The organism is Leptospira adleri, from assembly GCF_002811985.1.
Lineage (GTDB): Bacteria > Spirochaetota > Leptospiria > Leptospirales > Leptospiraceae > Leptospira > Leptospira adleri.
In genome coordinates, this window is sequence record NZ_NPDU01000045.1 from 15,184 (window position 1) to 36,673 (window position 21,490).

At 44.8% G+C, this 21,490-nt stretch carries 14 protein-coding genes and 1 pseudogene; 6 read left to right on the plus strand and 9 right to left on the minus strand.

All coding sequences use genetic code 11. The features are described 5' to 3' along the window. Position 1: 1 nt before the first annotated feature. The 4 genes from mgtA to mgtE form a co-directional block, all read right to left on the minus strand. Entirely contained in the window at positions 2-2,545 is a 2,544-nt protein-coding gene (gene mgtA / locus CH376_RS15940; protein ID WP_100783730.1) for a magnesium-translocating P-type ATPase, read from the minus strand. Between the two features lie 156 nt (positions 2,546-2,701). Continuing rightward, positions 2,702-4,747: a tRNA guanosine(34) transglycosylase Tgt gene (gene tgt / locus CH376_RS15945; RefSeq protein WP_100783731.1), complete on the minus strand. Its 2,046-nt coding sequence runs from the start codon at positions 4,745-4,747 to the stop codon at positions 2,702-2,704. A gap of 81 nt (positions 4,748-4,828) precedes the next feature. Further along, the gene (locus tag CH376_RS15950; protein ID WP_100783732.1) at positions 4,829-5,482 is read right to left on the minus strand and encodes an LA_2219 family laminin/E-cadherin/plasminogen-binding protein; all 654 of its coding nucleotides are present in this window, start codon (positions 5,480-5,482) and stop codon (positions 4,829-4,831) included. A gap of 84 nt (positions 5,483-5,566) precedes the next feature. Then, on the minus strand, positions 5,567-6,958 hold the full coding sequence (gene mgtE, locus CH376_RS15955; RefSeq protein ID WP_100784068.1) for a magnesium transporter: 1,392 nt from the start codon (positions 6,956-6,958) through the stop codon (positions 5,567-5,569). Positions 6,959-7,104: 146 nt separating this feature from the next. Here mgtE and CH376_RS15965 point away from each other — a divergent pair, with 146 nt between their 5' ends. Together CH376_RS15965 and CH376_RS15970 are read left to right on the plus strand one after the other, a co-directional pair. Beyond that, positions 7,105-8,127, plus strand: a complete 1,023-nt coding sequence (locus tag CH376_RS15965) for an OmpA family protein (protein WP_100783734.1) — start codon at positions 7,105-7,107, stop codon at positions 8,125-8,127. Next, positions 8,127-9,089, plus strand: a complete 963-nt coding sequence (locus tag CH376_RS15970; RefSeq protein WP_100783735.1) for a cation diffusion facilitator family transporter — start codon at positions 8,127-8,129, stop codon at positions 9,087-9,089. Before CH376_RS15965 ends, CH376_RS15970 begins: the two co-directional genes overlap by 1 nt. 417 nt (positions 9,090-9,506) lie before the next feature. Here the strand turns inward: CH376_RS15970 and CH376_RS15980 are convergent, their stop codons facing one another. Continuing rightward, positions 9,507-10,559, minus strand: coding sequence for an acyl-CoA dehydrogenase family protein (locus CH376_RS15980; protein WP_100783737.1), 1,053 nt, complete (start codon positions 10,557-10,559; stop codon positions 9,507-9,509). Between the two features lie 8 nt (positions 10,560-10,567). Continuing rightward, complete coding sequence (uvrA, locus tag CH376_RS15985) at positions 10,568-13,405, minus strand: excinuclease ABC subunit UvrA (protein WP_100783738.1); 2,838 nt, start codon at positions 13,403-13,405, stop codon at positions 10,568-10,570. A 110-nt stretch (positions 13,406-13,515) separates the two neighbouring features. On the opposite strand from uvrA, the gene CH376_RS15990 reads away from it, so the two are divergent. Further along, positions 13,516-15,267, plus strand: a complete 1,752-nt coding sequence (locus CH376_RS15990; protein WP_100783739.1) for a S49 family peptidase — start codon at positions 13,516-13,518, stop codon at positions 15,265-15,267. Positions 15,268-15,272: 5 nt separating this feature from the next. On the opposite strand, the gene CH376_RS15995 is transcribed toward CH376_RS15990, so the two are convergent. Continuing rightward, positions 15,273-16,229, minus strand: a complete 957-nt coding sequence (locus CH376_RS15995) for an L-threonylcarbamoyladenylate synthase (protein ID WP_100783740.1) — start codon at positions 16,227-16,229, stop codon at positions 15,273-15,275. Next, complete coding sequence (locus tag CH376_RS16000) at positions 16,210-17,844, minus strand: glycosyl hydrolase family 18 protein (protein WP_100783741.1); 1,635 nt, start codon at positions 17,842-17,844, stop codon at positions 16,210-16,212. The genes CH376_RS15995 and CH376_RS16000 overlap by 20 nt, the downstream gene beginning before the upstream one ends. A 162-nt stretch (positions 17,845-18,006) precedes the next feature. Between CH376_RS16000 and CH376_RS16005 the strand changes: the two genes are divergently transcribed. After that, entirely contained in the window at positions 18,007-18,714 is a 708-nt protein-coding gene (locus CH376_RS16005) for a queuosine precursor transporter (protein ID WP_100783742.1), read from the plus strand. A gap of 351 nt (positions 18,715-19,065) precedes the next feature. After that, positions 19,066-20,865, plus strand: a complete 1,800-nt coding sequence (locus CH376_RS16010; RefSeq protein ID WP_100783743.1) for a VanW family protein — start codon at positions 19,066-19,068, stop codon at positions 20,863-20,865. On the opposite strand, the gene CH376_RS16015 is transcribed toward CH376_RS16010, so the two are convergent. Beyond that, positions 20,853-21,182 (minus strand): hypothetical protein, encoded by a 330-nt coding sequence (locus CH376_RS16015; RefSeq protein WP_100783744.1) that lies wholly within the window; start codon positions 21,180-21,182, stop codon positions 20,853-20,855. The two genes, CH376_RS16010 and CH376_RS16015, sit on opposite strands and share 13 nt — an antisense overlap. A 111-nt stretch (positions 21,183-21,293) precedes the next feature. Between CH376_RS16015 and CH376_RS16020 the strand changes: the two are divergent. Further along, a pseudogene (locus CH376_RS16020) lies at positions 21,294-21,490 on the plus strand (2-isopropylmalate synthase); the annotation flags it as partial.

Below are 21,490 nucleotides of genomic sequence, written 5' to 3' on the forward strand. Positions count from 1 at the left end.
TTTATATTTTGACCTTTCGGTAAAAGCGACGTTTTGCGATTTCCGCCACACTGATATAAAGAAGAATGATTCCGAACAAAAGACTCGTGAATTCCAAAGGCAGTGGAACAAGTCCGAATATTTCAGCGACCCGCGTATAAGGAATCGCTAATGTGACCGCTATCACGCTCAGTGTTCCGAACAAAAGAGGTTTGCTGGGTCGGCTTTTGTAAAACGGATTTCTCGTACGAATCACGAGGACGATCAGAGAAGCCGATACGACGGACTCTATAAACCAACCGGTCCGAAACTGCTCATGACTTACCTGCAAAACCCACTGTAAGGCGGCGAAGGTGAGATAATCAAAAAAAGAACTCACAAGACCGAATACGATCATAAACTTTCGAATCGCTACGATGTCCCATCGTTTCGGGGACGAGATCATCTCCGGATCGACTCGATCCGTTGCGATCGTCATTTCCGGAAAATCGGTAAGAAAATTAGTGAGTAGGATCTGTTTCGGTAGAAGCGGTAAAAAAGGAAGAAAGAGCGAAACCCCTGCCATGCTGAACATATTTCCGAAGTTAGCGCTCGTCGCCATAAATACGTATTTGAGAGTGTTCGCAAAAGTCACCCTACCTTCTTGAACTCCGTCCACCAAAACTTCTAGATCTTTTTCGAGTAAAACGATGTCGGCCGCGTTCTTCGCAACGTCGACGGCGGTCTCTACGGAAATTCCCACGTCCGCGGAATGAAGGGCCGATACGTCGTTGATTCCGTCCCCGATATAACCGACCACGTTACCCGCTTTTTTCAAGGCGATGATGATTCTTTCCTTAGAATTCGGTTCTATCTCGGCGAAAACGTCGACGTCTCCAACCATGCGGGTTAGCGCTTCGTCACTGATGGAATCCAAGTCGCTGCCGCAGAGGGTCCGATGCCGTTCCAGGCCAATTTGAGAGCATAAACTCGCGGCTACAAAACGATTGTCTCCCGTGATCACCTTGAGCGAAACTCCGAGCCCGTTCAATTCGGAGATGGTTCGGTTGACGTTCGGTTTAGGAGGATCGTAAAAAGAAAGAAGTCCTAGAAAAGTCATATTCTGTTCTTCTAATTTACTAATTCTGGAAGCGGTTCCCAGGTCTTTTACTGACAGCCCTAGAATCCGATAACCTTTCGCGCTCAGGTCTTCGTATTTTTTTAGAATTTGATCCCGAACCGAATCGATATCCACTTTTTTCTCGGGATCGGACTGAGCGAAACTGCAGAGCGAAAGGACGTTCGTGAGAGCGCCCTTTGTGATCATCGTAGATTCTCCGTTATGAGTAACAACTATGCTCAAACACTTTCGAACGAAATCGTAAGGAATCTCGTCCTCCTTTTTGTATCCGGAGATATCAAACTTAAGGTCGTTTCGAATCGATTCGTCGATGGCGTTGATAAAGCCGGTTTCGAATGACGCGTTTATAAACGCGTGTAACGCTACGTTTTCATTCTTATTTCCGAAGATGTCCATCGCCGATTCCATTCTAACGGTTCCTTCCGTTAGAGTTCCCGTTTTATCCGAACAGATGATGTTCATATTCCCGAAGTTTTCGATGGCGGTAAGTCGTTTCACGATCACCTTTTTTTCCGCCATTCTTTTTGCGCCGTGCGAAAGATTGATACTGATGATCGCAGGGAGAAGCTGAGGAGTAAGTCCGACCGCCAGAGCCAGAGAAAACATAAAAGAATCCAAAACGGAACGGCTGAGCAAAACGTTGACCACAAAGATGGCTATGACTAAGAGTAAAGTAATGTGAAGAAGAAAAAAACCGAACTTACGGACTCCGGCCTCGAATTCGTTTTCGAGAGGTCTTAGTTTCAAACGTTCCGATATTTTTCCGAACTCGGTATCCTTTCCGGTTTTAACGACCACCGCTTTCGCTTCTCCGCTGATAACGTGAGTTCCCATCCAAAGAGAATTCGTTCTATTTGAGAGCGCAGAATCTTTGGAAACCGTTTCGGTATTTTTTTCAGCGGGATACGTCTCGCCCGTAAGCGTCGCTTCGTTTACAAACAGATCCTTGGATTCTAAAAGAAGACAATCCGCCGGAATCACGTCTCCCGCGCTTAATCTTAAAATATCACCCGGTACCACGTTCTCTAAGGAAACGTCCCTCAAAACGTTGTCCCTGAAAACGGAAACTCTCACTTGCACCATCGCGATCAACTTCGCCACCGCATTCTTTGCTCCGAGTTCCTGCCAAAATCCGAGAACTCCGCTGATCAATACGATTCCAAGGATGATCATCGCGTCGGTTGCATCCCGAACGACTATGGATAAACCCGCTGCGAAAAACAAAAGAAGAATGATGGGACTTTTGAATTGAGAGAAGAATATACCGATCGAACCGGAATCTTTTTTTTTGCTGAGTCGGTTGGCGCCGTACTTAGAAATTCTTTCTTCCGCCTCCGTTTGGCAAAGACCGAGAGGAGTCGCATTCAAACGATCCAGACAGTCCTTAGGTGATAAATTCCAAAAAGTGAATATAGGATTCTGAGTTTCTTCTTTTTTCTGAGCCATTTTTGTTTTACTCGATCTCGGATCTTTTCTTTTTAAAAAAGAATCTATCTAAGATTTTTTGAAAGGACAAGGATTGAAAAGCTAAAAACGCGGATTATACATTGAAGTCAAACGATTGAGAAAAAGAATCCGACTAAAAATTCTTATCAAACGATTTCACCGCGGAAGTGTTTCGAACTGAGGATGGGAAAGAATGGTTTCTTCCCAGATTTTATTCTCGCTTTCATTCCAATCCGTTCGAAAACGCGCGTGACTCCTTTGTCTTCTGCCCAGCCATTCCCCGCCGAGAAGTCTGGAAAATTCTTCTTTGCTCTCCGGAGGTTTTGTATATGCGACGGTCGTCTCGGATTTGGGTCCGGTTCCCGCTCCCTTGCCCACCCAAAAACCGGCAAAGATCAAAGAGGAACGAACCGCCGTGGATGCGGAGTAAGTGATGAGCATCGTATTCTTTGGATCGCCTTGCAGAAATAGAAAGAGTTTTTTTAAAAAATCCGGCTGCCATAGTTTGGAATCGGTCTTAAAGGAGAACGGATCATAGTAGACGAGGTCCGGAATCTTCTGAGTTGAAAATGTTTTTTCAAAATCCCCTTCCACAAGATCCCATTGCAACCCGCCGGAAACCGAGGTCCAGTTTCCTTTTTCCAAGATGGATCTAGGCGCTTTGTGGAAGAGATGCGGAAAACAACCGATGTTACGCATGGCAAGCCGAAACGGATCCAAATCACATTCAAAACTGATCATATACATAGGAATTGGAGAATCGACTTCTTCGTAACAGCGAATCGCCGCCATAGAATTGGTGGCCGCTCCCAGACCCACGTCCCAAATCACGAAAGGATTTGCGGCTTTGGATTCTTTGGAATCCCGTAGACGATCCGAAAGTTTTTCGGAAAGACCGGAATGAATTACGTAGAGCGATTTTGCCTCTTCGGAAGGATCGTTCACGGAGTGCATAACTTCGCCGGAACTTCTCTGGCGTACGCTCCAATACTTTCCTTCTTTGTTTTCCCGAATTTCATAGTCTCCGAGAATTCTTTTTCTCTGAGCCCTGGGCGTTCTTCTTTTGTGCAGAGAAGGATCGACGTTGTCGCTTCGGGTAAGTTCTTCTTTTTTATGATCGTAATAAGAAGCAAAATTTCCTTCGAAGATACGCGCCCTCATCTCCGCCATGAGACGATGGTAAAAATTCAGGTTGTGCATCGCGATCAGATGCCATCCCAAAATTTCGCTCGTCTTGATCAGATGATGCAGATAGGAGCGGGAATAATTTTGACAACAAGGACATTCACAATTCTCATCCAGCTTTGAATCTTCGAACTTATAGATCGTTCTGTGAATCTGCAATTTTCCGGCGCTCGTATAAGCGACCCCGTGTTGAGCGAGCTCCGTCGGAATCGTACAATCGAACATATCCACACCGCGATGAACCGCCTCCAAAAGATCGATGGGAGTTCCCACGCCCATCAGATATCTGGGAAGATTTTTCGGAAGTAAGGAAGCGGAAAGTTCGCAGAAGTCGTTTCTTTCTTCTTTGGTTTCACCGACCGCCAAACCGCCGATCGCAAAACCGTCAAAGTGCATTTGTGTGAGAACTTTTGCGCTTTCCTTCCGAAGATCCGGGTAACAAGCCCCTTGCACGATTCCGAACATGGATTGAAAAGAATCTCCTCTTGCGTCCAGACTTCGTTTCGCCCATCGATGTGTGATTTCCATCGCGTCTTTCGCCTTCGCATAATCGGCAGTAGACGGAATACACTGGTCCAAGACCATCATGATATCCGACCCGATCGCTTTCTGCATATCGACGCTCAGTTCGGGGGAAAGAAGAATCATCTGTCCGTCCACGTAACTGCGAAAGAGCGCTCCTTCTTCGGTCATCTTTCGGGAATTCGGAAGACTGAAGATCTGAAATCCGCCCGAGTCCGTAAGCACGGGAGAATCCCAATTCATAAATTTATGGATTCCTCCGACTTTGCGAAAGACTTCCGCACCCGGTCTCAGCAAAAGATGATACGTATTCGCCAAAAGCACGCGGGATCCCATCGCTTTTAGAGAATCCACGGTTTGCGCTCTTACCGTCGCCTGAGTTCCCACCGGCATAAAGATAGGAGTTTGGACCGGCCCGTGCAAAGTCGTAAAAGTTGCGGCCCGAGCGTTTGTGTGAGGCGCCTCGGCTTCGAGGATAAAATTCAGTCGAGGCATTTTAACCGTATAAAAAAAAGAATCAAGCCTATCAAAATATTCTTAAAATTGAATATTCCAGTACCGGAAACGAATCCTTCGTCATTTTCTGCGGATCACTTCTTTTTTTAATTCTTCCTTCACAACGTCTCGATTGCTTCCCACCTTGTTTTTGAGCTCGAGAGTATAATGAATTTGGAATTTAGTAACTACGGGCTTATCTTCGGAATGTTCCATAGACCAGCGAGTAACGTCGTTTTGAACGATCTTGGCGAGGTCGTTGATCCTAGGAACCCTGGTGTTAAAACGAATCGTTTCGAAAGCTCCGGTATTTCCGTTTAACACCACTATAATGATTCCGTCGTCGATGAAGTTGATTTTATTGTAACGAACCAATTCTTCGCTGATGAGAGCGTCGCCGCCCTTGTCCACTTTGCGTTTGATGAATTTAGAACCGCGGAGTTGTCTTAGCTGATATCCGTCGCTCGAAATATGAACTCGAAAGTATTCCAGCGGATCCTTGGAAGGTTTGAGAAACGCCGGATGATCTCCGGTATTGAGCGAGACTTCCTTACCTTCCTCGTCCAAAACGGGCTCGTTTTCCCCGGCTGGATTGGGAACCGGTTCGGTTCTCACCGTTTCTCCTTCGGTGTTTTTGGTGGTCGTGGAACAGGAAAGAATTCCGAGCCCGCTCCAAGTGATCCCGACAATGATAAGAATTTTTGTGAATGTAAACTTTGACTTCATACCCGACATCGATTTTTATTCTCCGAAACTAAATTCTATTCTTAAATGACTCGTTTCCATTTTGTTTTTCTTTCGTTCTTTGATCCAAATACATTACAATAAATGAATGAAGATCGTCGCCAATCCTAAAAAGCAAAAAAATCCGAATACGTCCGTGAAGGTCGTCACAAAAATCGAAGACGCGATTGCGGGATCGATTCCGAGCACCCGAAGCAACAAGGGAATGGAAGTTCCTATCACCGCCGCGATCAAAAGATTGGCCTGCAATGCCATAAACATAACCGCGGCCAAAGCAGTGTTTCCGGTGAAAAGATAGACGATCAAGCCCGCGGTCACACCGACCATGAATCCGTTGAAGAGTCCGACCAAACCCTCTTTTCGGATCGCGGACTTCCAGTTTTCGGTAGTCAGATCTCCCGTCGCTAGATTTCGAACGATAAGAGTGATCGACTGAGTTCCGGCGTTTCCGCCCATTCCGGCGACGATCGGCATCAAAGATGCGAGCAAAACGTATTTTTCGATCGTATCTCCGAAAAAAGAAACCACGGAAGCGGCAAGAGACGCGGTTCCGAGATTGATCGTCAACCAGACGATTCTTCGCCTAACGGACGTTAAAACAGATGACGTGAGTTTTTCCTCTTCGGAAACGCCTCCCAATCGGAGAATGTCCTCGGACGCCTCTTCGTGAACGATATCCAAAATGTCGTCTACGGTGATTCTTCCCAAAATTCTTCCAAGATCGTCGACCACCGCCGCGGAAACTAAGTCGTATTTTCGGAATATCTTTGCCACCTCTTCCTGATCCGTATCGTAGTGGATGGAAGTAAAACCGGTCTTCATCAGGCGACTGACCTTTGTGTTCAAGGGAGCAAGAAATAAATTTTTTAATTTAACGTAACCCTTGAGAACGTTATTCTCATCGGTGAGATAGAGATGATAGATATCGTCGGTGTCCCTTGCGATTTTTCTGAGTTTGATGATCGCCTTTCGAACCGTGTCCGTCTCCACGGCGGAAGCGAATACGGTGTTCATCAATCGGCCCGCAGTGTATTCCCGGAAGGTGAGCTGTTTTCGGATCTGGGAAGAATCCTCTTGGTCGATGGAGTTCAGAATTTCTTCCGCTTTGTCTTTTGGAAACTCGGAAATCAAACTCGAAAGTTCGTCCGTTTCCATATTCTCGAGAATCGGAGAGATTTCCTTCATCTGAAGACGGGAAATCAGGTCCGCTTGAAATTCTTCGTCGAACTCGACTAAGATCGAACTCTGGAGTTCGGAATCGCAACGTTTGAAAACATAAAAGACCTCGTCTTCTTCCAGCTTCTCCAAAACCTCCGCGATATCCGCCGGATGATTGAGGGCGAGAAAACGATCCAAAAACGCGACGTCCGCCTCCTTGATTTTTTCCTGGAAGAATTCGATCCATTCCAAAGAAGAAGGATTCGCTTTTTCCGAGAATAGACTCTGACCGGCTCCTTTTTCTTCCATAAATTCTCCCAAGAAATGGTTTCAAAGAACAGGATTGAAAACTTTCCAGACCGATCAATGAATTTCCATTCTCCCGTCAAAAAAGGAGTTTTTCATTTGACCCGATCTCACTCTGTTCCATCGTAGAAACACAGAGTGTATCACCGATGAAATCGTTTTGGACTGATTCTTTTCTTCTATTCTTCGCATTCCTTCTTACCATCCAACCGCTCTCAGCAGATGCGTTTTATTATCCCTGGGAATACAACAAGGTTTACAACGAAAAGATCGCGCTCGAAATCGAATTGGATTCCCTGAGAACCAGATACAGAAACGAGACCGAAAATTTTAAAAAAGAAAAACTGGAGATCGAATCTAAAATCCGTTCTTTGGAAGATCTTTTAGCGAGAGAAAAAGAATTCAGATCCAAGGACAACGACTTAAGCGAAGAAAAGATCAAGGCTCTCGAAAACCAGATTGCGGTCCTAAAAGCAAAAAGTACGAACAAAGAAAAAGAACTCATCGAAGAAAACGAAAGACAGGCCAAAAAATTCCGAGAACTTCTGGAGAATCTAAAAGAGGAACTCGAGAAGGAAAGAGCCGCTTGTCAAAAAAAGACCGAAGCATTGCAGAAAGAATATGAAAAAAAAATCGGCGACCTCGAAGCGAGAATTCTTTCCCTAAACGACGAAATCTCTAAACTCAAAAATCTTTCCGAGAACCAGAAAAAAGAATTGGATCGACTTTCGGAACAGGCAAACGAACTCGAAACGAAACTCACCGATGAAATTAAAAAAGGACAGATCCGTCTCAAACGATTTCACAACCGTTTGGTGATCAATATCGACGATAAAATCTCCTTTGATTCCGGATCGGCGGATCTCAAAAAAGCGATCCTTCCGGCCTTGGATAAAATCAAAGACATCCTCGTAAATTATCCAGGAAATTTGATCATCATCGAAGGACATACGGACAACGTTCCGATCCGTACAAAAAAGTTCGCGGACAATTGGCAGTTGTCCGGAGAAAGAGCCTTATCGGTTCTGCACTACTTCTTGGAAAATAAGAACTTGGACGCAAGAAACATGTCTCTTGCGGGTTATGGAGAATTCCAACCGATCGTGTCTAACGATACTCCCGAAAACCGCGCTCTCAATCGAAGAGTCGATATCGTAGTCGTTCCCCGTTGATGGATGATTTTTTTCAACTCCATCACGTAGAAAGAAGCCAGGAGAAGGGTTTAAAACGATCCATCCTTCTTGCGATTTTTGTTTCTCTTACCATCTTCGCGGTCGAAGTCATCGGGGGAATCCGTAGCGGGAGTATCGCTCTTCTCGCCGACGCGGGGCATATCATCACGGACGCGATCGCACTTTCCCTTTCCTTGATCGCGGTGTTACTCGCTTCCAAAAAACCGAATCCGAAATATTCTTTCGGTTATTATAGAATCGAAATTCTCACTTCTCTTGTGAATTCGGTTTTGATCTTCGGAATTTCGTTTTATATTTTTTACGAGGCGATCGAACGATTTCAGAATCAAAAAGAGATTTTGAGTTTTCAGATGTTGATCTTCAGTTCCGGCGGGATCGTTTTGAATCTAATCAGCGCTTGGATTCTATTTCGTTTTAGCAACGAGAACATCAATATCAAATCCGCTTACATTCACGTACTGAGCGACCTTTTGGCGACTGCGGGAGTTTTGATCGGATCGATTTTGATCTATTTTACGCGTTGGAATTGGATCGATCCTCTTATCAGCGTTATCATTTCGATTCTGATTTTTCGTTCCGCATGGTCGATTTTCAGTGAAAGTCTATCGGTTCTTCTCGAATCCTCTCCTCCCACTTTCGATATTCCTCATATTCTCGAACACCTCCGGAAAATCTCCGGCATTCGGAAAATTGTGGATTATCATTTTTGGGCGATCACAAGAGGAGTTCACGCTTGCACTCTGCGTCTTTCGGTGGCGGATTTAAAAACTTCGGGTGAGATCGTTTATCAAACTCAGCAAATTCTAAAATCGGAATTTGGAATCGATTTTGTCACAGTTCAGTGCGAAGAATCGGAACTCACAAGAAAAATCGCCGAACTTTCGGTTCACGATTCTCACGGGCCGCACCAAGGTCATCACGGGCATCATCACCACCATTGACAATTTGAAAGTTGGAGTGGATGCCGAATCGTCGCCGACCGTACTGCAGAACGGTAGAGCATTCCTCTTTTTTACATATAACAAAAGTCGCAAGTCTTACAATATCTTCGAAAATTCTTAAAATAAAGAATAGGTCAAAATTATTTTAAGAATTTATAATAAACTAAATTTTTCGATTTTATCGTTTTCTTTGGATCCTTATTCGATTTCGATGCGATACATCCGTGTGATTTTGAATTTGTGTGAGGTACTACACTTTCCGGTCTTTTTGGAAAATTCAAGGTCACACAAAAGTCGAAGGAATCGATCTTTTTGGATATTTCCCGATTCAAAAAAAGAAAATGGAAGTCCGTTTTTCTTTGATTGAACGAATCAGAACGAGCGAGACGAACTTGGTAGAAAAAACAAATACAAAATCTAACGAAGAGCTCTGATTTTTTTTAGGATGTTTTTTTGATAGATGGGCGTTTTGCCCGGATGAATCGAATAAAAAAGACCGATATCCGGAAACATCTTTGTCAGTTCCACGCTGCTGACGCACTCAGTAAGCCAAGAGTGGATCAGATCGAGCGCGGTTTCGTATCCGTAGGGATGAACGTCCTCCATTCTAAAATCCGGATCCCGGTCCTTTTTTCCGGAGATTTCAAGAATTTTAGAATATAACAATTGTTGAATGTCTATTATCTTTCCGGCAATCCTCGGATCGACGGAATCCCTTTTTTCGCGCAAAAGAGTCCTAAGAATCAAATCCACATAACCGCAAAAAAGAGCGGAAGCGGAAAGCATTTCGGAAAGATGGATTTCGGGCGCGTATTCTTGGTAGTTTAGAAAAACTAGATTCTCCGGAGGAAAAGAAAGTCCCTCGCCTTTCAAACGACAATGAGTCGCCTCCTTCGCGTATTCCAAATCAAAAAGTTCGACCTCCAGTTTGGGAGCGTTCAATGGAACGTAGATCACATCGTAACTTTCCGCCGGAGATTTTGCGACCACGAAAAAACCGCTGCAGTTCGCGCCGTTTGTTAAAAAGGATTTCGTGAGATTCAACAAAATCCGATCTCCTTCGATCGTATAAGAACTGGTGATATTCGAAATTCTTCCCTTCCAACCGTTTTCACTCACGCCCATCGAAACGATGTCCTTTCCCGTTCCGACTCCTTGTAAAAGTTTCTTTACGATCGTTATCGTTTTATCTCGTTCGGGAAGTCGGTTCGTTTCGGTTTCATTTGCAAATCCTTCGGAAACAAATTTTAGAATTCTGCCTGCGACGTTGGTCTGAGCCATGAGCGCGATTCCGATGCCGATCCCTCTCGGATAAGAACCCAATTCAAAAATCTTTTTGTGAAAAGTTACGAAAGATCCGCCTAAGATCGCGTCAAAGTATCCTTCTTCCACCAAATAAGGAAGAGAGTTTCGAAATACGCTTCGATACTCTTCGGATGGTAAGGAAGATAAGAATTCTTTCAGTTTCATTCAAGACCTCAACCGGTTTTCTTTTTATCGGATGCAAAGATCTTCTTTAGATATTGTCCGGTATAGGAATTTTTTACCTTTGCGACATCCTTGGGAGTTCCTTCGGCGATTACGAGTCCTCCTCCGTCCCCTCCTTCGGGTCCCATATCGATCAACCAATCGGCTTGTTTGATCACGTCGAGATTGTGTTCGATGACGATCATGGAATTGCCGCGATCCACGAGAGTGTGAAGTACTACGGAAAGATGTCTAACGTCTTCGAAATGAAGTCCGGTCGTCGGCTCGTCCAAGATATACAAAGTTTTTCCGGTTGGTCGTTTGGAAAGTTCGGTCGCAAGTTTGATTCTCTGAGCTTCTCCTCCCGAAAACGTGGTCGCGGGTTGTCCGAGACGGATATAGCCGAGTCCGACTTCCATCAGAGTTTCGAGTTTTCTCTTTACGATGGGAATGTTCTCGAAGAATTGATTTGCGTCTTCGATGGTCATTTCGAGGACGTCGAAGATATTCTTTCCTTTATAACGAACTTCTAATGTTTCCTGATTGTATCGTTTACCCTTGCACACTTCGCAGGTTACGTAAACGTCCGGAAGAAAGTGCATTTCGATTTTAAGAATCCCGTCTCCTTCGCAGGTTTCACACCTTCCGCCGCTGACGTTGAAGCTGAATCTTCCCGGGCCGTAGCCTCTGAGTTTTGCGTCCTCCAGATTGGAAAACATTTCCCGGATCGGAGTAAAAAGACCCGTGTATGTCGCCGGATTGGAACGAGGAGTTCTTCCGATCGGAGACTGATCTATATTGATGATCTTGTCGATCTGTTCAAAACCCTTGATCGTCTTGTGTTTTCCGGCCAAGGTTTTCATCTTCATCACCTTGTGCGCCGCCGCGTTGTAGAGAATGTCGTTGATCAATGTCGATTTTCCGGAACCGGAAACACCCGTAATGACGACTAACTTTCCGAGGGGAATCGTGACGTCGATATTTTTGAGATTATTTTCCTTGGCTCCGATGATCTGAAGTTGAAAACCGTTTCCGTCCCTGAGTTTTTCCGGAATCGGAATCGTCATCCTTCCGGAAAGATATTTACCCGTTAGGGAATTTTTATCCTTGGCTACCTGCTCCGGAGTTCCGGCACAAACGATCTTTCCTCCGTGGACTCCTGCGCCCGGTCCCATGTCGATGAGCCAATCAGATTCTTCCATCGTTTCGTGATCGTGTTCGACCACAAGCACCGTGTTTCCTAAGTCCCTGAGATTTTTGAGAGTCGCGATGAGTTTTGTGTTATCCCTCTGGTGTAATCCGATCGAAGGTTCGTCCAGGATATAAAGAACTCCCATCAGTCTAGAACCGATCTGAGTCGCCAAACGGATTCTCTGCGCTTCTCCTCCGGACAAGGAACCGGCGCTTCTTTCGAGCGTAAGATATCCTACGCCGACGTCGTTCAAAAAAGTCAGCCTCTGATGAATTTCCTTTAAGATCGGTTTGGCGATGATTTCCTCGGCGCCCGTTACCTTTAGATTCTCCACAAAATGTAGGGCCTTTTCGATCGAAAAGGAAGTGAACTCGTCCACAGGAACGTTATGCACCTTTACTGAAAGACTTTCCCTTTTGAGACGTTTTCCTTTACAGGAAGGACAAGGATGATTGGTCATATAGGATTCGAACCACTGACGCATCGAGTCTGATTTTGTTTCCTTGTATCTTCTCTGAAGATTCGGAATCACACCCTCGTATTCTTTCGTGAACTCGTAATGGGAATTCGCGCCGCGGAAATCATATTCAATTTTTATCTTTTTATCTCCGTGGAGGATCGTCTGCCTCGTCTTTTCGGGAAGGTCCTTCCAAGGAGTGTTCATCTTAAATTTTAGAGAGTCGGATAAAGACTTGAGGGTCGCCATAAACCAAAAGCCGTTGCTCTTGGAACCGGCCCAGGCTTCGATACAACCGTCCACAAGTGAGAGTTCGGGATCGTTCACAAGAAGATCCTCGTCGAATTCCAACAAACTTCCGAGACCGTCGCAGGTTTCACAAGCTCCGTAAGGAGAATTGAAGGAGAACATTCTCGGTGTGAGTTCTGTAAAACCGATATCGTGTCCGTTCGGACAAGCCATCTTCTGGGAAAGGACGTGATCTTTGGTTCCGTCGTCCAAGATCACAAGCCCTTCGGATTGTTTGAGCGCGGTCTCAACGGAATCGGCGAGTCGACTTCGGATTCCATCCTTCATCACGATTCGATCCACTACAATTTCGATGGAGGTTTTGAAATTCTTCTTTAAGACGATTTCTTCGTCCAAGGTTCGGATTTCTCCGTTGATTCTCACGCGGTTGAACCCGTCCTTACGAACCTTCTCTAGAATGTCTTTGTGTTCTCCCTTCTTCCCGGAAACAAGGGGAGCCAGGATCTGGAGTTTGCTTCCTTGCGGAAACGCAAGAACCCGCGCCGTGATCTGATCGATCGACATCGATTGGATCGGGGTTCCGCATTCTGGACAATGGGGTTTTCCGACTCGGGCATAGAGCAAACGGAGATAATCGTAAATTTCCGTTACAGTTCCTACGGTGGATCTTGGATTTCTATGAGTCGTCTTTTGTTCGATAGAAATCGCGGGAGAAAGACCTTCGATGAGATCCAAATCCGGTTTCTCCATCTGACCCAAAAACTGTCTCGCATACGCGGACAAACTTTCCACGTATCTTCTCTGACCTTCCGCGTAGATCGTATCGAATGCGAGAGAGGATTTTCCGGAACCGGACAAACCCGTTATGACGACGAGTTTGTCTCTGGGAATGTCCACGTTGATATTTTTTAGGTTATGCTCTCTCGCACCCCGAATCCGAATTTCCTGCAATGAATTACCCTCTCACTTTTTAGGATTTATAGCTTCCGAAAATCTGAAAACTCCTTTCCTGAAACAAATTCTTCTTTTTCCGGAAGAATCCAATCCCGATACTGGCTTTCATGTTTCGAAATTTTCTTAAACTCGTCTTTTTACCGATACGTCTGATTTCCCAACTCGTTCGTTGGATCCGATTTCGATTCTTTCGAGGCAATCACTACTTTCTCGAGGTTCCTTCCGAATTTTCTAGTTATCGCAAATCTTTCTTTATGAGACTGCTTTCCTCAAAAGACGAGGATCTTTTTTTTACGGAATTCCTATCGGAATTAAAACTACTCTCTCAAATCCCGGGACTCAAAAAAGTTTCGGTTCTCATACAACAACCCGAATACGGTTTCGGAGAAACGCTTAGCATAGGAGAAAGACTTCAAATTTTGAAAGAATCCGGCGTCGAACTGGAAGGGTTCGCTCTCACGGGAGGACTCAAGTCTCTTTTTCTTTTAGGAATTTGTAATACTCGATTTTGTTCGGAGGCTTCCGAATTTTTTCCCGTCCTTCCTTCCGCGGAATCGTTTTTTTTCGGCAACGCCGGTAAAAAATGGGGAGTAAAAGTCGAAACCTTTCAGAGCGGTCCTTATAAATCCTTCGGAGAATCCTTTCAAAGGGATAAATTTTCCCCCAAGGCAAGGGAGAATCTGAATCTACTTCTCAAACAGATGACGACCGATCTGGAAAATCTGTTTCAACGTTATACAAAATTCTCCTTAAAAACGTTTTCGGAACCTTTTTTATCGGCGAAGCTTTTGAAAGAAAGAAAGTTCGTCACCGGTTTTTTGAACGAAGAGGATTTTCGGGAAAATTTTCTGTATGAAGGTTACACAAACGAGGAAGAAAAACAAAAACCTCGCACCAAGGAGCTGACTCTTTCCGGTTTATACCGTTTTTCTAAATTAAGAAATTTTAAAGTGTTTTCGAAAAAGGAACCCGTCGTAGCAATTCTTCCGCTGAAAGGGAATATTCACCACGACACTATAGGGAAAGGCGACGGAAAGACGGAAGGAATCTCGTATCATTCGGTAAAAAACGCTCTCAAAGAACTCAGGGAAGAACAGGCGGTCAAAGCGGTCATTTTGGAAGTGGATTCTCCCGGAGGTTCCGCGTTTGTGTCCGAACTTCTTTATCAGGAAATCCTAAAGTTGTCAAAAAAGAAGCTCGTCTACGCGTACGTTCAAAACGTTTCCGCAAGCGGCGGTTATTATCTCTCCTGCGGCGCGTCCAAGATCTATTCTTCGCCTTACAGTATCGTGGGAAGCATCGGAAGCATTTCCCTTAGGATGGATCTCAAAAATCTTTATTCCAAGTTAGGCGTCACTAAAGACAGAGTCGGATTTTACAAATACAGAGATCTGCTTTCCGAGTACGGTCCGATCCAAGCAGATTCTAAAAAGTTAATGGAACAGGAAATTCGGGAATCGGAAGGTCTCTTTTACAAAAGGGTCGCCGACGCGCGCAAGATCAGCGTTTCCACGTTGGATCAAAGATTCGGTCAGGGAAAAGTTTTCACGGCAAGCCAATTTTTAAAGGACAAGATGATCGATTCCATCACAGACTTTCTGGGTCTTGTGGACGATATTAAACAAGAACTCAAAACGGAACGGATTCAGTTGCAATACCTTCCCACCTTGTTTACGTTTCAGAGTTTTCTAAAGTCACTCAAACCTAGTTTTTTGAGCGCTTTTGAGTTCCGTAAGAATGAAGCGCTTTCCGCTTTGCTGAATGAAAGCCTTGGCGAAGCAAGGAGTTCTTTAAAAAAGAAATTTCTCTTTTCCGAAGGACAATTTCTCTTTCGATCTTCGTTCTGGAACCAAGGATAAGCCGATCATTTCGAGGCGGCCTTTGTGATTCGATTTAGAAGCGCTTCTTTTCCCCTTCCTTCTTTCGGAATTTCACAGAAGGCTTCTTTGATTTCTCTTCGATCACATTCCACAAAAAAAGAATAAAGAGACCTCATATATTCCTCGTTGGAGGAAACCCGGATTTGATAAGCGACATCGTTGTTAAACCGAAATCCGATCTGAGCCGCGGTTTTCGGAACGTCCTCCAGATTCTCCTTTAAAATCACCTTACAAATCGGAGCGTAGTGACGGTATTTAAGTCCGGGGCTGATCGGCGCTTCCTCCGATGTATCGGACTTTTTCTCGTTCGAAGTCCAGACTCGTAAGTCCGGAAGAATTTCCCTGAGATCTTGAACGTCCACAAATCCGGGACGCAAAAGAATCGGAGGCTCCGATGTGAAGTCAATCACAGTCGATTCGATCCCGATCCGCGGTTCCTCTCCCTTTAAAATGCAATCCACTTTGCCGGAAAATTCCTCCAGAATATATTCCATTTTTGTTAAGGACGGTTTTCCGGAAAGATTGGCGGAAGGCGCCGCGACGGGAACATTACAAAATTCTAAAAAAGAATGCGCGGTTGGATTGGACGGAATTCTTACTGCGACTGTTTGCAGTTCAGCAGTGAATAAGTTCGGATCTTTTTTGGGAAAAATGCCGGTCACCGCGCCGGGGGAAAACTTTCGAAAAACTATTTCACCGGCTGGATTGACTTCGGCGCAGACCTTGAGAGAGGCCAGATTTTCCACGTGAAGTATGAGAGGATTGTCGGCCGGACGTTTTTTTACTTCGTAAATTCTTCTGCACGCCTTGTGATCGAAGGCGGAAGCTCCGATTCCATAGACGGTTTCGGTTGGAAAAACAACAAGCCCTCCCCGAAGCAGAATTTTAGCCGCTTCTAAGGGAGAGTCGGTGATAAGAGTGTTAACCTTGTTTTCTGGCAACTTTCTCCGCGTGTTGGCGGTTTACGTTTGCTTCTTCCGGATTTTGTTGCGCGTCCTTGCCGGGAGCGTTTGGATCCTTTACGGGTTCTTTGATTTTTTCAACGGGAGGAAGTTTATTAGAAACCAATAATTCTAGATAATCGTTGATGCCGGGATCGTTGTCGCTGATCAACTGCCAAAACGAAAATCCCCCCAAGTCGTATTGTCTCAAAAGACTCATCTTGTCTTCGAACGCTTTACGATTCATGTAGAAGGCGACACGATCGCAACCTTCGGACTTATACCAGATACTCGGATCCTCGTATGTCTTTCCGGTATGTACCCACGAAAACTTGGAAAGATTGGTCCAAGTGCTTGAGTTCTTCGAATCCGCCATAATCTGATCGATGTTAGTCGGTTGTCTGTGAATTCCCAAATCCTTTTTGCGAACCGCATCCTGATAATAAACCGATTTGATTTTCGAGTTACAGTTTAGAGCCCAGTCGTAACCGTACGTCGGAATCGCCATATATAACTGACGGGAAGGAACCCTTGCTTTCGCGTATTCTATGATACTTTTGATCCAAGTGTTCGGAGCTTGAGGTCCGGGACCGGGATTTCTATATTTCCGCGGATGAAGTTCGTATGCCATAATCTTAATACGATCCGCATACTTTGCGAGAAAGGCGTAGTCGTGAGTCATCGGCCCTCTCCAATTTTCCGCGTAATCCATTTTGATTTTTTCCTTCAGTCCCTTACAAGCCTTGAATGTTTCTTTTTTCGCGGGAGTTTTCGGGTGAACCGCGACGGATAAGATCTTTCCGCGTTTATGAACTTCTTTGGAAAGAATTACGATGAACTCTTCGAACTTTTCCTTTTTTTCGCAGCTCATTCCTTCGTAGTCGATATCGATTCCGTCATAACCGTACGTATCGAGTTCATGAAGAATGTTCGAAAGGTGTTTGTCTCTGATATCGTTACGGCCGTTCATTCCGATGTTTTCGGAAATCTTTTCGTATTTATTCTCCCAACGGAAAATGGTAGGGATGATTTTTACGTTCGGGTTGAGTTTCCGAAGTTCGGCGACACGTTCGTGTTTTTGAGTGCTTCCCCAGCTCGAATAAAGATCTCCGTTATTGGTTTCGCGGCCTTTCATTCCGTAGATAAATGGATGGATTTCATTGTAGAGATGAACGGTTTTTTTCATCGCCTCGTAATCTGAAAACCAAGTCGACGCGCGGAAAGTCGTATTCTCGTCCGCTTTTGGAAGCAGAGTCGCATCCGGCATTTCCCCTTCGTCTTTTCCAAAGGAGAAAAATCCGGATTTGGAAGAATCGGATTCGGGAGTTGAGTTCGTATTATCAGTCTGATGGACGGGCTTATTGATGAAGAAAAGATCTCTGATTCCGTCCATGATCCCGACGGAACTGGCGCGGACGTTTGCCGATTGGTTTGCAACCGCAGAATTGTCCTTTTTGAGAAGATTGATCCCCAGCGAGAATGAAAGAACGGATAATAAAAACCAGCTCAAAGAATAGAATAAGATCTTCTTTTTAGGTTCTGTATTTCTCGGGAATGGAACCGGTTGACTGAGTCCGTCCGGGATTTTGTGTTTGTCTTCTTGTTTGTTTGCCATTGTGTTAACTGTCTTATTATCGAATCAAAGAAGCAGAAAATAAAGAAGTTTCCTTGAGCCTTTGATTTGAGGATCCTCTTCCAGAGATTTCGAGGTTAGAGGACTGTCAAATGGTTCTTTTTACAAGTTGACGAAATCCAATGCCAGGGGGAAAAACCGCTTATGCCTCTTTCGAAGCCTCTGAAATTATTTATAGCCTTGAACGGATTCTTTCTCACGTTTCTGATCCTTGCCGAAGTCACCGGTTCTAAACTTTTTGTCTCCTTCGGATTCACTCTTACCATGGGAGTGATTCCGTTTCCGGTAACTTTTATCGTGACCGATCTTTTAAACGAGTATTACGGTCGGAAAGGCGTTCGTTTTACCACTCTTGTTGGAATGGTGATGATCTTTGTGGCTTACTTTCTTTTGATGCTGGACATGTGGATTCCCGCGGCTCCGAATTCTCCCGTAGATGATCGCTCCTTTAATATCGTCTTTGGGAATTCGGGGAAGATCATCATCGGTTCCATCGTCGCCTATTTGGTCGGTCAGCTCATAGATATCCAAATCTTTCATTTTCTAAGGGTTAAAACGAAGAATAAGTTTATCTGGCTTCGCGCGACCGGTTCCACGATCGTTTCTCAACTCGTCGATTCCTTCGTGGTGATCTACATCGCCTTGAGCGGAGGTAAGCTGAGCTTTGAAGAATTGAATCAAATTTCTACGAACAACTTTATCTACAAATGCGGGGTCGCACTCGCGATCACTCCGATCATCTATGGAGCGCATAAATTCATAGACTGGTATTTGGGCGCCGAAGCAGAGAAGATGATTTTGGCGGCGACCCACGACGGTCGTTCGGACGTGGATCCGATTTCACCCGGTTGATTCTGGATCGGAGTTCGGAAAAATTTCTCCACGTCGATCCGGTCTTCCTTAGAAGCTCTACGTTCTCCGCGGAGGAAAGTTTTGTAACTTACTTCGCAAGATTTCAAAAATCGTAATTTTCAGGAACGTTACTCTTTCTTGGTTGTGACGGTTCGATCGGATATCGTTTTTCTAAGGAAGGTTTCGCATTGGATTCTCCATACAAAATTGAACGTCTGTTCCTCAAGAGATTGAGTTAAAATCAATCTTCTTATTTTTATTTGACTCGCGGCCTTTCAAAGACCGGGTCTAAAAGACACAACGAATTTAGAATCAAAAGAAAGGCTTCCGATTGTTAAAAGGTAAGCTCCCATGCAATTGACGAAATCGATTCCAGTTAAGACGCGCGCAGATGAACTGTGGTTCGCCTTTAGGGTCCTATGCTTTCAAGGATTGAGAAGCATTCGGAATCTTCTTTTTCCGATTCCTTTCTGGAAGAAGATTTACGATCGACGTCCTGCGTTCACCTCGATCCTGGCGATTTCGGAAACACCTCTCTGGAATCCGAACGATACTCTCGAAAATAAAATTCTCACCGCGGGCAAAATCGAAAATTTAAGAATTGCTGCCAGAAAGCTGAATGGAGTTCAAGTTTCGGCCGGACAAGTGTTTAGCTTCTGGAATCAGATCGGAAATCCTAATTTCGGTAAGGGATACGTTTTGGGCAGGGAAATCCGAGAAGGTTGTGTCGTTCCGAGTCTTGCGGGAGGACTTTGTCAAATCTCGAACGCGCTTTATGACGTCGCCCTACGATCGGGTTTTGAAATTTTGGAACGTCACAGACATTCGCATGGATTGCCCGGCTCACAAGCGGAACAGGACAAAGACGCGACGATTAAATGGAATTACCTCGATCTGCGATTTAGATCCCTAGTGGATTACCAAATCGAAATCGAATTCAATTCCGAAAATATGATCGTCTGTTTTCGATCCCTTACTCCGCTCAAGACGGAGGATGGCTCCTATGATTTCGCGGAAGAGAATACGACGAATGTTTTTCAACCGAGACCGGATTTCGAAATCCTAAACGATTGTTATTCCTGCGGAAGAATTTCCTGTAGTCAGCATAGTTGGAACAACCGTCCCTCGTCCGATTTCACGGTATGGGCGCTCGACGAAGTATGGCCTGAATTCGACGAATACGTACTAGCCCATTGCAAACCAAAAGATTCGATCATTCTTCCGTTGAAAAACGGAAGTCGTTGGGGAACCAATCGTTTCGACTGGACGATTCGAAACGCAAAGAACGTAAGAGAAATGTTCCTCCCCGCTCTCTCGAGAAGTTTCAGACTACGCTATTGTGCGGGAAAGAATACGAACCGATTCCAACTAAATCTGGAATTGGATCGAAGACTCGCCGATGCCGTCGCCGAAAAAATCTCATACGAAGCGTCTCACCTTGTGGTTTCGCAATCTTTGCTTCCGGCGCTTTGGGAAGCGGGAGTTTTTGCGGGAAGAACCTTTGACGTACTGATGACGAGACTTCCCCTATTCGTTTTACACGAACGTTTGAACCAAGCGTATTCGAAATTTCCGCAGAGTGAAACGTTGAACGACTACCGTGCATCCTCTTCCTGGGTAGAATCCGAAACGAGAGCGCTTCAATCGGCGCAAAAAATTCTATCTCCGCATTCCGAAATTTTGGAACTCTTTCCCAAGCAGGCATTTCCATTGCGATGGTCGATTCCGGCTTCGAAGGAAAACCGCGTTTCCGAAAAAAAAAGAATTCTATTTCCGGGATCCGCTTTGGGAAGGAAAGGCGCGTATGAAATGAAGCGCCTCGCGAAAGAACTCGATCTTTCCTTATACGTTTTGGGAAACGCGATGGAACGAGAGGGATTTTGGGAAGATCTTTCCGTACAATCGTTTCAAAATTCTTGGGATGAAATCGGCCTCGTTGTATATCCGACCTACGTGGAAAATCAACCGAGACAACTCCTAAAAGCGATCTCCAAAAAAATCCCGATCATCACCACGACCGCGTCCGGCTTGAAAGACTTGGAGGAAAAAGATGTCGTGCTCGTTCCGATCGGAGATTACGAAAGTCTAAAGCGAGCGTTAGAACTTCGACTTCAAACAAAGTCGTTTTCCACATTCTCTCATTCAAAATAAAACCAGATTCGATTCTTCCAAGGATCCAAAACGGAAGAATATTGTGAATCCTGAGTTTCCATCGAAAAGCCGCGACTCAAAAGAAGAATTCTTAAATTCTCCCATTCCGATTTTTGAATCCGAAAGGTCAAGGTTCCGGGACTGACCGGACAATTTTTGGATTCTTTACTGAAGAGGAGGATCGAGCCGTTTTCCCAAAAGAGCTCGGAATGAACCATGGAGCTTTTTTTGATTTTGAGACCGAAAAGTTCCGAATAGAGATTGGCGGAAACCGTACAGTCCAAGGATTGAAAATTTGATGCGTAGAATTGAATCATTTGTTTCAGAGGAGCATTTTCATTTTAGAAGAAGCGGATTCTTCTTGTTTAATTGGTTGTCTAAAGAGTAAAACCGAAAAAACTGGAAGAAGATTTTTTTGCGAGTAAAAGATGACAACAGAAGATCAGAAAGATTACGTTCGAATTTTTGATACAACTCTTCGAGACGGCGAACAATGCCCCGGGGCCGCGATGACCGAAAATGAAAAACTCGAAATCGCAGCGCAACTCGCTACGATGAAAGTGGACATCATCGAGGCCGGGTTTCCAGTTTCCTCTCCGGTTCAATTTCAAGCAGTGGAAAGAAT

What these genes read in the sequence shown, in the direction of transcription:
- mgtA (WP_100783730.1), bottom strand. Translation starts at nt 2,545, where the DNA reads ATGGCTCAGAAAAAAGAAGAAACTCAGAATCCTATATTCACTTTTTGG.
- tgt (WP_100783731.1), bottom strand. Translation starts at nt 4,747, where the DNA reads ATGCCTCGACTGAATTTTATCCTCGAAGCCGAGGCGCCTCACACAAAC.
- CH376_RS15950 (WP_100783732.1), bottom strand. Translation starts at nt 5,482, where the DNA reads ATGTCGGGTATGAAGTCAAAGTTTACATTCACAAAAATTCTTATCATT.
- mgtE (WP_100784068.1), bottom strand. Translation starts at nt 6,958, where the DNA reads ATGGAAGAAAAAGGAGCCGGTCAGAGTCTATTCTCGGAAAAAGCGAAT.
- CH376_RS15965 (WP_100783734.1), top strand. Translation starts at nt 7,105, where the DNA reads ATGAAATCGTTTTGGACTGATTCTTTTCTTCTATTCTTCGCATTCCTT.
- CH376_RS15970 (WP_100783735.1), top strand. Translation starts at nt 8,127, where the DNA reads ATGGATGATTTTTTTCAACTCCATCACGTAGAAAGAAGCCAGGAGAAG.
- CH376_RS15980 (WP_100783737.1), bottom strand. Translation starts at nt 10,559, where the DNA reads ATGAAACTGAAAGAATTCTTATCTTCCTTACCATCCGAAGAGTATCGA.
- CH376_RS15990 (WP_100783739.1), top strand. Translation starts at nt 13,516, where the DNA reads ATGTTTCGAAATTTTCTTAAACTCGTCTTTTTACCGATACGTCTGATT.
- CH376_RS16000 (WP_100783741.1), bottom strand. Translation starts at nt 17,844, where the DNA reads ATGGCAAACAAACAAGAAGACAAACACAAAATCCCGGACGGACTCAGT.
- CH376_RS16005 (WP_100783742.1), top strand. Translation starts at nt 18,007, where the DNA reads ATGCCTCTTTCGAAGCCTCTGAAATTATTTATAGCCTTGAACGGATTC.
- CH376_RS16010 (WP_100783743.1), top strand. Translation starts at nt 19,066, where the DNA reads ATGCAATTGACGAAATCGATTCCAGTTAAGACGCGCGCAGATGAACTG.
- CH376_RS16015 (WP_100783744.1), bottom strand. Translation starts at nt 21,182, where the DNA reads ATGATTCAATTCTACGCATCAAATTTTCAATCCTTGGACTGTACGGTT.